Annotated in this window: 10 protein-coding genes; 6 read left to right on the forward strand and 4 right to left on the reverse strand. The window is 72.9% G+C overall.

The window, feature by feature from the left end:
- The first annotated feature begins 9 nt into the window (after nt 1-9).
- The 5 genes from UW392_RS43520 to UW392_RS43540 all read left to right on the forward strand — a co-directional run bounded on the left by UW392_RS43520 (nt 10) and on the right by UW392_RS43540 (nt 6,413).
- Entirely contained in the window at nt 10-2,991 is a 2,982-nt protein-coding gene (locus UW392_RS43520; protein WP_320780840.1) for an aldehyde dehydrogenase family protein, read from the forward strand.
- On the forward strand, nt 2,988-3,254 hold the full coding sequence (gene acpP, locus UW392_RS43525; RefSeq protein WP_320780841.1) for an acyl carrier protein: 267 nt from the start codon (nt 2,988-2,990) through the stop codon (nt 3,252-3,254). Before UW392_RS43520 ends, acpP begins: the two co-directional genes overlap by 4 nt.
- Nucleotides 3,247-5,007, forward strand: a complete 1,761-nt coding sequence (locus UW392_RS43530) for a fatty acyl-AMP ligase (RefSeq protein ID WP_320780842.1) — start codon at nt 3,247-3,249, stop codon at nt 5,005-5,007. Before acpP ends, UW392_RS43530 begins: the two co-directional genes overlap by 8 nt.
- A 54-nt stretch (nt 5,008-5,061) precedes the next feature.
- Entirely contained in the window at nt 5,062-5,709 is a 648-nt protein-coding gene (locus tag UW392_RS43535) for a LysE family translocator (RefSeq protein ID WP_320780843.1), read from the forward strand.
- A gap of 98 nt (nt 5,710-5,807) precedes the next feature.
- Nucleotides 5,808-6,413: a sugar O-acetyltransferase gene (locus UW392_RS43540; protein ID WP_320780844.1), complete on the forward strand. Its 606-nt coding sequence runs from the start codon at nt 5,808-5,810 to the stop codon at nt 6,411-6,413.
- Between the two features lie 43 nt (nt 6,414-6,456).
- Here the strand turns inward: UW392_RS43540 and UW392_RS43545 are convergent, their stop codons facing one another.
- Nucleotides 6,457-7,014, reverse strand: a complete 558-nt coding sequence (locus UW392_RS43545) for a TetR/AcrR family transcriptional regulator (RefSeq protein WP_320780845.1) — start codon at nt 7,012-7,014, stop codon at nt 6,457-6,459.
- 126 nt (nt 7,015-7,140) lie between these two features.
- On the opposite strand from UW392_RS43545, the gene UW392_RS43550 reads away from it, so the two are divergent.
- On the forward strand, nt 7,141-8,373 hold the full coding sequence (locus UW392_RS43550; protein WP_320780846.1) for an MFS transporter: 1,233 nt from the start codon (nt 7,141-7,143) through the stop codon (nt 8,371-8,373).
- Here the strand turns inward: UW392_RS43550 and UW392_RS43555 are convergent.
- The 3 genes from UW392_RS43555 to UW392_RS43565 all read right to left on the reverse strand — a co-directional run bounded on the left by UW392_RS43555 (nt 8,330) and on the right by UW392_RS43565 (nt 13,009).
- Entirely contained in the window at nt 8,330-10,129 is a 1,800-nt protein-coding gene (locus tag UW392_RS43555) for a glycoside hydrolase family 15 protein (RefSeq protein ID WP_320780847.1), read from the reverse strand. The genes UW392_RS43550 and UW392_RS43555 overlap by 44 nt on opposite strands.
- 135 nt (nt 10,130-10,264) lie before the next feature.
- Complete coding sequence (locus UW392_RS43560) at nt 10,265-11,599, reverse strand: enolase C-terminal domain-like protein (RefSeq protein WP_320780848.1); 1,335 nt, start codon at nt 11,597-11,599, stop codon at nt 10,265-10,267.
- Between the two features lie 72 nt (nt 11,600-11,671).
- The gene (locus UW392_RS43565; RefSeq protein WP_320780849.1) at nt 11,672-13,009 is read right to left on the reverse strand and encodes a gluconate:H+ symporter; all 1,338 of its coding nucleotides are present in this window, start codon (nt 13,007-13,009) and stop codon (nt 11,672-11,674) included.
- Between the last annotated feature and the right edge of the window lie 133 nt (nt 13,010-13,142).

The raw sequence follows: 13,142 nt of genomic DNA on the forward strand, positions 1-13,142 counted from the left end.
CGACCCGTCATGGTGACCTGTCAGGAGCCCGACGGCCCGGCGGCGGGCCCCGCCGAAGGCTTCCTCAGCTTCGGCCCCCTCGTCGGCGGCACCACCGTCCCCGGCCGGAACGGAAGCGAGGACGAGAACGAGAACGAGTACGAGCGGGTGTACGCGGTGCGTGCGACCGCGCTGATCGACGATCCCATCGGCGCCACCTGCTACCGCAACGCGCTGAACACCGGGCGCTTGGGCCCCGACGCCCACCCCGCGACGGTCCTGGGACGCTGCGCCCTCGCCGGACCCGAGCTGATGGAGGCCGCGCTGGGCGCCGCCCGGCACGCGGCGGCCGAGTGGGGCGGCAGTCCACCGGACCGGCGCGCCGCCCTCGCCGACGCGTTCCGTGCGCGGCTGCGGGACCACGCGGACACACTGACCGGGCTGCTGGTGGAGGAGGGGCACCCGGTGCGGCCGGCCCGGGCGGAGGTCGCGAACCTCCTCACCTTCTTCGGCCCGGAGACGACCGGCTGGTGTCTGCGGCAGCTGGAGACACGGCACACCGTCGGCGGGCGGACGGTGGTGCTGCGCCGGGTGCCCGACGGTGTGGTGTGCGTACAGCCGCCGCAGAACACCCCGGCGCTGAGCGTCGGCGCGGCCTTCCAGTCCGTGCTGGCGGGCAACGCGCTGGTGGTGCGGCTGTCCCGGCAGGCGCCCGTCGCCGCGATGTACCTGCTGGAACGGGTCGCCCTGCCCGCGCTCGCCGAGGCCGGTGCCCCGCCCGGCGTCCTGTCGGCGCTGTGCACCGATCCCGCGCGGGCGCTGGACACCTGGCTGGGCAGCCCGCTGGTGGACACCGTGCTGTACTTCGGCGACTCGGTCCGCGGCGCACAGCTGGAGAAGGCGTGCCTGGCCGCGGGCAAGAAGCCGGTGCTGGAACTCGGCGGCAACGACATGGTCGTGGTGTGGCGGGACGCGCCCCTGGACGAGGCCGTCGAGGCGCTGCTGGAGTCGTACCACGGCAGCGGCCAGGTCTGCTGCGCCCCCAACGTCGCCCTCGTCCACCCGGAGATCGCCGACCGGCTCACCGAGCGGCTGACCGACCGGGTGCGGGCCCTGCGGCCCGGTTTCCCCGACGACCCCGGGGTGGTGCTGGCCGCCACGCCGCAGACCGCCGGGTACGACGCGGCGCTCGCCGACGCCCGGCGGGCGGGCGCCCGCGTCCTCACCGGCGGACGGCACTGGGACGTCCACGGCCGGGAGAGCGACGCCGCCGTCTTCGCCGAGCCCGCGCTCGTCCGCGTCGACGGGCTCGGGCGCGCGCGGGAGCTGCGCTCGGTGCGGCACGAGACGTTCTTCCCGCTGCTGACGCTGGCCGTCCCCGACCCGGCCGACGACGACCAACTGCTGGCCGACATGGTGTCGTTCGTCGCCTCCGCGCCGTACGGACTGCGCAACTCCCTGTGGACCCGGTCCCCGGAGGTCGTCGACCGGTTCGTGCGGGACGTCCGCTCGTGCGGGCAGCTCCGGGTGAACGACTCGCACCTCGCGGGGATCCCGTACCTGTCCAACCACGGCGGCCCCGGATTGAGCGGCGACCGGTTCGCGGAGCTCAACTACCCGCTGCTGCGCACCAGTCGGCTGCAGGGCCTGTCCCTCACCCAGGACGGCCCACCGCCGACGGCCGAGGACGCCGTCCCCTACGTCCCCCGGGTGCCGAGGCCCCGGGTCGAGGCGGTGCGGGAGTACCCGCCGGGCTGGCCGCCCGAGACGCTGCCCGGCGGTCTGCCCGCCCCGTTCACCGAGGCGTTCCAGCACGACCCCTACCCGACGCTGCGCTGGCTGCGCGCGCACCGGCCGGTGAGCCGGATCGCCAGTCCGGACGGCCCCGGCTGGCTGCTCACCCGCTACGACGACGTTCGCGCGGCCCACACCGACCCGCGGGTGACCTGCGACAGCAAGCGCACCCCCGCCGGCCTCATGTGGCTGCGGCACTGGCCGGCCGAGCTGCGGGAGCGGCTCTTCACCCACCTGCTGGACAGCGACGACCCGCGCCACGGCGAACTGCGGGCGGTCATGCGGCCGTTCTTCACGCCTGCACGGCAGGAGCAGTGGCGCTCCCGGGTGCAGCGCGTCGTCGACACCCGGCTCGACCGGATCGCGGACCGGGGCCGCGGCGACCTCATGACGGCCGTCGCCTACCCGCTCGGCGGCAACGTCCTGTTCTCCGTGCTCGGTGCCACCCCGCCCCGGATGGACCACCTGCGGGCGATGATCTGGCGCACCGCCGAGTGGAACAACGACGTCCCCTACGTGGCCTCGCTCGCCCACGAGATCGACGCGTTCGTCGGCGGGGCCGTCGCCGAGAAGCGCCGCTCCCCGGGCGACGACCTGATCTCGCTGCTGGTCCGGGCCCGCGACCAGGACGGCCTGCTCAGCGAGGACGAACTGCACGGTCAGGTCATGATGATGCTGGTGGCGGGCCAGGACCCCAGCATCAACAGCGTCGGCAACAGCCTGCACGCCCTCCTCGCCCACCCCGAGCAGCTCGCCGCACTCCGCGACGACCCCTCCCTGCTCGCGTCCGGCATCGGTGAACTGCTCCGCTACGAGAGCCCCCTGCCGTTCACCAGCTGGCGGGGCACCCTGGAACCCGTCGCGTTCGGTGACGTGACCGTCCCGGCGGACGAGTCCCTGTTCCTGTGCATCGGCGCGGCCAACCGGGACCCGGCACGGTTCCCCGACCCCGACCGGCTCGACCTCACCCGCCCCACCTCCGGCCATCTGGCGTTCGGCCACGGGGCGCACTACTGCCTGGGCGCCCACATCGGCAGGATGACCGCCGAGGCCGCCGTCACCACCGTCCTGCGCCGGCTGCCCGGCCTGCGGCCGGCCGGCACACCGCGGTGGCGGCCCAGCATGTTCGAGCGCGGACTGGCCACCCTGCCCGTCGCCTGGGACGCGGTCGACGCGGTGGACGCGGGGGACGCAGTACGGGACGGGGCGGTGTCGTGAACCGCCGCGACATCCTCGCCGAGGTGAAGGCCATGCTCGCGGAGTTCGGCGATGTCGACCCGGAACAGGTCGACGAACAGACCGCGTTCGTCGCGGACCTCGCGCTCGACTCCCTGGACCTGGTGCGGATGACCGTCGCCGCGGAGGAGCGGTTCGGGGTGCGCATCCCCGACGAGGTCGCCTGGGAGCTGCACACGGTGGGCGCCGTGGTCGGCCACGTCGAGGAGGCCCTGGCCGGGCGGACCGGAGCGGGCGGTGAGTGAACTCGTCCGGTTCCTGCGCGAGAAGGTCTGGCTCCTCGGCGACACCCGCTGGTACGCGCGGGTGGACGGCGTCCGGGGCGAGCTCGTCGAGGTGGAACGGCTCGGCTACGCCCAGCTCGACGCGCGGGCCCGCGCGGTGGGGGCGTGGCTGTCCGGCCGGACGCCGCCCGGCGCCCGTGTCCTGCTGATGTACCCGGCGGGCCTGGAGTTCCTCACGGTCTTCCTGGGCTGTCTGTACTCCGGGCGGATCGCCGTCCCCGCCCCGCTGCCGGACACCGACCGGCGGGCCCTGCAGCGCGCCGAGGGCATCCTGCGCGGCGCCGGGGTCGGCCTGGTCCTCACCGACGCCACGCACCGGCCCGCACTCGGCTCCTGGCTGGCCGGTCTCGACCCGGTGGCGCGGGCCGGATGCGTCGCGACCGACGAGACCGTGCTGCCGGACCCGGGCTCCTGGTCCCCCGCCGCGCTGGAGGGCGCCGCGACCGCCTACGTCCAGTACACCTCCGGATCGACCAGGGAGCCGCGCGGCGTCGTCGTCACCCACCGGAACCTGCTGCACAACCTGTTGTCGATCCGGGAGAAGTTCCTCCCCGAGGAGATCCTGGACGAGCTGCGGCACGACCCGTCGCAGACCGGCGCCGGATGGCTGCCGCACCACCACGACATGGGGCTGGTCGGCATGCTGCTCAGCCCGCTCGCGAGCTACGGCAACCTGGTCTTCAGTTCACCGGTGGCCTTCGTCGCCCATCCGCTGCTGTGGCTCCAGATGATCAGCCGGTACCGGGCCCTGTACACCTTCGCCCCGGACTTCGGTTACGACTGGCTGCTCCGGAGCCTCAAGGACGTCCCCCTCACGGACCTGGATCCTCCCCTCGACCTGGAGTGCCTGCGGTACGCGCTGAGCGGCGCCGAACCCGTCCGCGCCGGCGTCCTGGAGGCGGTGGCCCGCCGGCTCGCGCCGGTCGGTTTCCGCCCGGACATCTGGGCGCCCAGCTACGGCCTGGCCGAGGCCACCCTGATGGTCACCGGCACGCCCTGCGGCAGCGGGCCGACCGTGGGGCGCTTCGATCGGGAGGCCCTGGAGGCCGGCCGTGCCGTGCCCGCCGCGGACGGAAGCGACCTCGTCGGTTGCGGCCGTCCGGCCGACGCCGACGTCCGTATCGTCGACGCCGCCGCCTCACGCCCTCTGGAGGACGGTCACGTCGGTGAGATCTGGGTACGCGGCGACAGCGTCGCCGACGGCTACCTCGCCGACGCCCAGGCCACCGCCGAGCACTTCGGCGCCGTCACCGCCGACGGCGACGGCCCGTTCCTGCGCACCGGTGACCTGGGCTTCTTCCAGGACGGCGAGCTCTATGTCACCGGCCGCGCCAAGGATTTGATCATCGTCAACGGCCGCAACCTCCACCCGCAGGACATCGAAGAGATCGGTGCGGCCACCGACCCCGCCACCGGTCCCTGCGCCGCCTTCGCCCTGCCCGACGCCGCCGGCCGCGAACGCGTCGTGCTGGTGCAGGAGATCCGTCCGCGCCACCTCCGCGGCCGTACCCCCGCGGCCCTCGCCGCCCTCATCAAAGAACGCCTGGCGAACGAACTGCGGCTGGCGGTGGACGTGGTCGTCGTCGCGCCGTTGAGCGTGCCCCGCACCACCAGCGGCAAGATCCAGCGTGCCCGGACCCGGGACGAGCTCCGCGCGGCCCGCCTCGTTCCCCTGCACTCCGACCTGCACGGGCCGCTTGAGACCCGCCCTTAGTGGAACACGCTGTCGTGGGTGCGTCCGGCGGTCGGACGCGGGACGGAGCAGGCGATGCCGGTCGATCTCGCGGGTTTCCTCGTGGTGGTACTGCTCGCCTACCTGGTGCCGGGCCCCGACTTCCTGGTGATCGTGCGGGCCGCCGCCCGGCACCCCGGGCTGGGCAGGGCGGCCGCCTGGGGGGCGCAGACCGGGCTGTGCGTGCACATGTGCGCCGCGGCACTGGGCCTTTCGGTGATCGCCGCCCGGTCCGCCCACGCCTTCACCGCGATCAAGCTGGCCGGCGCGGTCTACCTCGTGTATCTGGGCGTACGGGCCCTGCGCGACGCCCGGGGAGCGGGCGGCGCACAGGACCAGGACGATCGTGACGACCGGGTCGCGCGGGCCGCGACGATCACCTCCTCCGACCGCCGGGACAGCTTCGTCCAGGGACTGACGTGCAACGTGCTCAATCCCAAGGCGGCCCTGTTCTTCCTCAGCGTCCTGCCCCAGTTCGTCGGCCACGGCGGGTCACTCACCGAGCAGATCTTCCTGCTGGGCGTGCTCGACATCGCGATCGGCATCGCCTACTGGACGGCCCTGGTGGGAGTCGCGGCCCGCCTGCGGAGCGTGCTGGGCCGCCCCGCCTGGCGCCGCCGCTGGGAACGGATCAGCGGCTGCCTCTTCATCGCCGTCGGCGTGGGTGTCGCCGCCTCCGAGTGACCTATGCGCGAGGGCGCAGCCCTGTCGGTTCGTCCGACGGTGCGTATGCTTGCCGCCCGAACTGATCACTCACCGAGGCGAGTTCAGGAGGCGCCGGCATGCAAGGGAGCGACGAGCGGGAGGTGCTGCGCCGTATACGGGCGGGCCTCGTCTACACGGAGTCCGAGGCGGCGTTCCAGAACCCGCGGCGCCGGACCGATCTCATCTTCCGGTACAACCAGACCCCGCCGGGCGCGGCCGAGGAGCGGCGCGCGCTGCTCGAAGCCATCCTCGGGTCGGTCGGGGCGCGCACCGTGCTGCACTCGCCGTTCAGCGCCGGTTTCGGGAGCAACGTCCACATCGGTGACGACTTCTTCGGCAACGTCAACCTGGCCCTCGTCGACGACGTCGACATCCGCATCGGGGACGGTGTGATGATCGCTCCCAACGTCACGCTGACCACGACGGGACACCCCGTCCACCCCGCGCGCCGCGTCGACTTCGCGCGTTTCTCGGAGCCGATCGTCATCGAGGACAAGGTGTGGATCGGCAGCAACGCCGTCGTCCTGCCGGGGGTGCGCATCGGGTACGGGTCGGTCATCGGCGCCGGCAGCGTCGTCAGCAGGGACGTGCCGCCCATGGTGGTCGCGGTCGGGACGCCCTGCAGAGTGCTCCGTCCCGTCACGGACGACGATCTCACCACGCGGACGGCCGTCGTCGACTAGCGCCTGTTGCGAAAGTCCCTAGCGCGGTGCCGCGCCGGTTCCCTCAGCGGACGTGCCGGGCGATCGCCCTGACGGCGGCCAGGACCGTGGCGCGGTCGGGCGGGCCCTCGTCGAAGGCCCGGTGGATCGGCCAGCCCTCGATCAGGGCGTCGATCGCCCGGCAGGCCGGTTCGGAGAAGTGCGCGGACAGGCTGTTCCTGCTGCGCAGGAGCCACTGCCGCCCGAGTGCGGCGACACCCGGGCTGTGCTGGGCGTAGGAGTACATCTCGATGATCAGTACGGTCTCCCGGGAGGAGACGTACTCCTGCCCGCAGATCAGGTCGGCGACCGCTTCGCACGCCTCGTCCTGGTCCCGCGCGCCGTCCAGGGCGGCCTGGTACCACTGGGACATGTGCTCCGAGAGGCGCGCGAACGCCTGCTCGAGGAGTTCGTCCAGTCCGCCGAAGTAGTAGGTGAGCGACCCGAGCGGGACGCCCGCGCGCTCCGCGATGCGCCGGTGCGTCGTCCGGTGCACGCCGTTCGCGGCGATGACGTCCAGGGCCGCGTCGAGGATGCGTTCCCTGCGCCGGGGGTCGTTCGGAACACGCCTGGTTCCACCCATGGAGTCCTCCCGGCCGGGACGTAGCCGTCATGCCTGCCCACAGACTAGCCATCGACAGAGTGTGTACGCTTGTCCAGACTTTTTGTCGAAGGCCGAAGAGGTCGAAGAGGTCGAAGGGATCCCACGGTGGACCGCTCCACACTGCTGCGGCGCAACGCTCTGTTCGCGCTGTTCTTCCTGCCCGGTCTGGGCATCGCCTCCTGGGTGACCCGTACGCCGGACGTCCGCGACCTGCTGGGCGCGTCGACCGCCGAGATGGGTCTGGTGCTCTTCGGGCTCTCGGTCGGCTCGATGATCGGCGTCCTGTCCTCCGGCGTCCTCGTCGCGCGCTTCGGCGCACGCCCCGTCGTGGCCGTGGGCACGCTCTCCGTGGCGCTGAGCCTGGTGGTCATCGGGGGCGGGGCCGCGATGTCGCAGAGCCTGGTGGTCGCCGCCGGGCTCTGCCTGTTCGGCCTGGGCATGGGCGGCGGGGAGATCGCCCTGAACATCGAGGGGGCCGACGTCGAACGGCTGCTGGGCCGCCCGATCATGCCCCTGCTGCACGGCTTCTTCAGTCTCGGCACCGTGGCCGGCGCCACCGCCGGCATCGTCTTCACCGCCGTCGACTTCTCCGTCGTCCTCCACCTCCTCGCGGGCGGCGTCGTCACGCTCGTCGTCCTCGCGGCGACCGTGCGGCACCTGCCCGCGGGGGTCGGCAAGCAGATACGGGCCCCCCGGGCCGGCGCCGAGCCCGCGGCCGCCCCGCGCGCCGCCGTGTGGAAGGACCGCCCACTGCTGCTGATCGGCGCCATCGTGCTCGCGATGGCCTTCGCCGAGGGCGCCGCCAACGACTGGCTGCCGCTGGTGATGGTCGACGGCCACGGGTTCGACGCCGCCCTCGGGTCGGCGGTCTTCGCGGTCTTCGCGGCATCGATGACCGTGGGCCGCTTCGCCGGGGGCTACTTCCTGCGGCGTTACGGGCGGGTGACGGTGATGCGGGCCAGTGCCGTGGCCGGCGGGCTGGGCCTGGCCGCCGTCATCTTCGCCGACCACCAGGTGCTCGCCGCGGCGGCCGTCGTGCTGTGGGGGCTGGGGGCCTCGCTGGGCTTCCCCGTCGCCCTCTCCGCGGCGGGTGACTCCGACGAGAACGCCGCGGCCCGCGTCTCCCTGGTCGCCACCGTCGGCTACGTCGCCTTCCTCGTCGGCCCGCCCCTGCTGGGCCTCCTCGGCGAGCACTACGGCCTGCGGAACGCCCTGATCGCCGTCCTGGTCTGCGTGGCCGCCGCCGCCCTGCTGGCCCCGGCGGTCGGCACCCGCACCACGGCCGCGGCCGGGGTCACGAGCCCGACGGACCGGAGCGCAGGGCCAGCGCGGCGGTGATGACCGCGAGGTGACTCAGGCCCTGCGGCATGTTGCCCAGGAAGGACAGATCGTCCGCGTCGATCATCTCGGTGAACAGACCGACGTCGTTGGCGAGCGGCACGAGCCGGGCCATGAGCTCCTCCGCCTCCTCTCCGCGCCCCACCCACGCCAGCGCCTCCACCGTCCAGAACGCGCAGGCGGTGAAGGTGCCCTCCGCGCCCGGGGCGTCGCCGTGGCGGTACAGCAGCGGCCCGGCGCCCAGTTCCTCGCGCAGGGCGTCGATCGTGGCGGACATCCGCTCACCCCGGTCGAAGCCGGAGCCGGCGTGCAGCAGCACCGAGGCGTCGAGCCGGTCCGTCCCCGGGTACCAGACGTAGGCGCCGCGCTCCGCCGACCAGCAGTGCTCGTCGATCCAGCGCCGGATCAGGTCCCGCTCGGAGCGCCAGCGGTCGGCGGAGCCGGGGATCTGCCCGCTCTCCGCGAGCGCCACGGCGCTGTCCAGCGCGTGCCAGCAGCCCATCTTGGAGCTGGTGTAGTGCCGGGCCTCGGGCAGCTCCCACATCCCGGAGTCGGGCCGGTGCCACAGGTCGCAGACGCGGTCGGCGAGGTCCGCGAGCATCCGGCCGCTCGCCGCGTCCAGCACGTTCCCGTACTCGGTGTAGGTGCGGACGATGTCCAGCAGGTCGCCGTAGACGCCGAGCTGGAGCTGCCCGGCCGCGCGGTTGCCGGTGACCACCGGGCCGATGCCGCGCCAGCCGGGGACGTCCGCGTAGGTCTCCCCGGGCGGTTCGCCGCCGTCGAGGCGGGCCATCACGGGCAGCTCGCCGTCGTGCCGCCGGGCCAGGCGCAGCAGCCAGGCCACCGCGCCGTGCGCCTCCTCGGGCTCGCCCAGGCGCAGCAGCGTCTTCAGGGTGTAGGTGGCGTCCCGGATCCAGGCGTAGCGGTAGTCCCAGTTCAGGCCGCCGTCGCGACTCTCGGGCAGGGAGGTGGTGGCTGCGGCGGCCACGGCGCCGGTGGGACTGTGGATCAGCAGCTTGAGGGCGAGGGCGCTGCGCAGCACCGCCTCCCGCCACGGTCCGTCGTGGCTGAGCTGCGCCGACCACTGCTCCCAGCGGTGCACGGTGCGGCCGATGCCCTCCAGCACCCGGTCGGGGTCCACCAGGGGCACGGGTCCGTCGCGGGTCACGATCACGGCCAGCAGATGGCGGGAGTCCGGCGCGGTGGTCAGCCTCCCGCCGACGCTCCGCTCCTCCTGGTGCACCTCGCCGGCCTCGCTCAGCCGTACGGTGAGGGTGACGTCGCCCGCCTGCACGATGGTGCCGGTGTCCGTGTGCTGCGCCCACGGCGAGACGGTGTTCAGGGCGTTGCCGGGGACCACCGCCCACTCCATCTCCACCTCGCCGTCGACGCCCTCGATCCGGCGGGCCAGCTCGCTCCACGGCAGCCTGCCGGTCAGTCCGACGTTGAGCACGTCCGTGACCCGGACGGTGCCGGCGGGTGTGCGGTAGGTGGTGCGCAGCACGTTGGTGTGCGGCAGGTACTCCCGCTCGGTCTCGTACGGGCCGCGCGGGCGCAGCCGGATGTACCCGCCGCCCAGCGCGTCCAGGAGCCGGCCGAAGACGGGCGGCGAGTCGAGGTCGGGGGCCGGGTACCAGTCGATGTCGCCGTCGCGGGCGACCAGGGCCACGCAGTAGCCGTCGCCGATCGCCGCGTAGGAGCGCAGCTCCGCGTATCCGTCCGTCCGCCCGGGGGGCGCCGTCTCGGCCTGGGCCATCGTCGTGGGGTTCCTTCCGGTGGCCGCGGGGTGCGCGGGGTGCGTGATCTTCGTGATGCGCTGGGTTCCCCCTGGTCACGGAAGTACGCACGGCCGCAGGGGCGGGCTCGCGTGGTGCCCGCCCCGGTCCCGCGCCTACCGCACCAGGCAGGGCCGCTTGGCGTCGAACTCCCAGCCGGGGACGAGGTACTGCATCCCGGTGGCGTCGTCGCGGGCGCCCAGCGCCTTCGCCTGGTACAGCTCGTGGGCGTCGAGGAGGCGGTTCATGTCGAGCTGCACGCCGAGGCCCGGGGCGTCGGGGACGGCGATCTCGCCGTCGACGATGCGGGGCGGGTCGACGGTGAGCCGCTCCAGGCCCTCCTGCCAGATCCAGTGGGTGTCCAGGGCGTTGTACTCGCCGGGCGCCGCGGCCCCGCAGTGGGTGACCATCGCGAGCGAGACGTCGAAGTGGTTGTTGGAGTGGCAGCCCCAGGTCAGGCCCATCGCGTTGCACAGCTGGGCCACGCGTACGGAGCCCTGCATGGTCCAGAAGTGCGGGTCGGCCAGCGGGATGGAGACCGACTGCAGGGCGAGGGCGTGGGTCAGCTGCCGCCAGTCGGTGGCGATCATGTTGGTGGCGGTGGGCAGGCCGGTCGCGCGGCGGAACTCGGCGAGGACCTCCCGTCCGGAGTAGCCGTTCTCGGCCCCGCAGGGGTCCTCGGCGTACGCGAGGGTCCCCACCAGCGGCTTGCACAGCTCTACGGCCTCGCGCAGCGACCAGGCCCCGTTGGGGTCGAGGGTGATCCGGGCCCCGGGGAACCGTTCCTTCAGCGCGCGTATCGCCTCGACCTCCTCGGCGCCGTCCAGGACGCCGCCCTTCAGCTTGAAGTCGCGGAAGCCGTACAGGTCGTAGGTGGCCTCGGCCTGGCGGACGATCGCCTCGGGCGTCAGGGCCTCCTCGTGCCGGATGCGGTACCAGTCGACGTCGCTGTCCTTCTCGCGGACGTACTCCAGCCCGGTGCGGTCGGGGTCGCCGACGTAGAAGAGGTAGCCGAGCACGCGCACCGAGTCACGCTGCTGACCGTCCCCGAGGAGGGCCGCGACCGGCACGTCGAGGTGCTGGCCCAGGAGGTCCAGCAGCGCCGACTCGACCGCGGTGACGGCGTGCACGGTGGTCCGCAGGTCGAAGGTCTGCGCCCCGCGTCCGCCGGAGTCACGGTCGGCGAAGCGGTCCCCGATCTCGCGCAGGACACGCTTGTAGTCACCGACCTTCGCCCCGGTCACCAGGGACCCGGCGTCCCGCAGGGTCTGGGTGATCCTCTCGCCGCCCGGCACCTCACCGAGGCCCGTACGCCCCTCGGAGTCCGTCAGCACGACGATGTTGCGGGTGAAGTAGGGACCGTGGGCACCGGAGAGGTTCAGTTCCATGGAGTCGCGGCCCGCCACGGGGTAGACGGAGAACGCGGTCACGATCGGCTGGCTCTTGCTCATGATGTCCTTCGGTTCCTTGGGTGGGAGGCGGGTCGGGGACGGGTCGGCAGCGGAGTCGCTCAAGGCAAGGGGTCACAGGCCGAGGATGTCAATGGCCCGTTCGGCCGCCAGGACGCCGCCCAGGCCGAGGACCGACAGCACCGTGGTGTACGTGGTGCGGACCTTGATCGCCTGGATGACCGAGAGGTTGAAGTACTCCTTGAACAGCCAGAACCCGGGGTCGTTGACGTGCGAGAAGGCGATGGACCCGCAGGAGACGGCGAGCACCATCATCTCGGGGCTCACCCCGCCGCCGGCCAGCAGCGGCAGCACCACCCCGGAGGCCGTGACGACGGCGACCGTCGCCGAGCCGAGGGCCACGCGGAGGATGACCGCGATGAGCCAGGCGAGGATGATCGGCGAGACGGACCAGCCTGCGGTGACGTCCTGGATGTAGTCGGCTATGCCGCCCTCGACGAGGACGTTCTTGAAGGCGCCGCCTGCGCCGATCACCAGCAGGATCATCGCCATCGCCTGGACCGCCGAGGCGCAGGAGGAGCTGACGTCCGACAGGCTGCGGCCGATCCTCGGCCCGAATGCCCAGATCGCCAGGGACAGGGTCAGCAGCAGCGCGATCGGCGCCGAGCCGATGAAGTGGATGGTGTGCAGGAACGGGCTGTCGCCGGAGACGGCCATGTCGGTCACCGCGGCGCCGGCGATCAGCACGACGGGGAAGAGCGCCACGGCCAGCGACCAGCCGAGGCCGGGCATCTCCTCGTCGGTGAACTCCTTCTCGCTCACCAGGCCCTTGGGGATGGAGGGGGTCATGGCCTTGATGAACGGCAGGCGCGGCCAGAGCAACGAGATGAGCGCGCCGGCCGGGACGGCGATGAACAGGCCGTAGAACAGCGTCAGGCCGACGGAGGCGTCGAAGGTGGCGGCGACGGCGGTGGGGCCGGGGTGCGGCGGCAGGAAGCTGTGCATGGTGGACAGGGAGATCGACATCGGCAGGCCCACCCACAGCAGGTTGGCTCCGACGACCCTGACCAGGGTGAACGCGATGGGCACGATGATGATGAAGGCGACCTCGTAGAACATGGTCACGCCGATGAGCATGGCGGTGACGACCATGGCGACCTGGACCCAGCGCGGGCCGAAGGCGTCGAGGATCTTGCCGGCTATGCGCTGGGCGGCGCCGGAGTCGCCCATGATGCGGCCGACCATGGCGCCCAGCCCGATGACGAGCATCGTGTCACCGATCTGGCCCCCGATGCCCTCGGAGAGGACGTCCGGGATGTTCATCACCGGTATGCCCTGGACCACGGCGACGGCGACCGCCACCAGCAGGAGCGCCGCGAAGCCGTTCAGCTTCAGTCTGGTCATGAGCAGCAGCAGAACCAGAACGCTGATCCCGACTACGACAAGTGGCATGTCAGCTCCCCTTTGAACTGTGGATCGAGCAGGCGGGCCTCGGGGCACGGGCCTGCGGCACGGCGGTGGTGCGGCGGGGACCGCCCGGCGGACGCGCCGCGGACTGGCTGCGGGGCGCCTCGGGCGGGGCGGT

The sequence above is a fragment of the Streptomyces sp. CRN 30 genome, assembly GCF_034105845.1.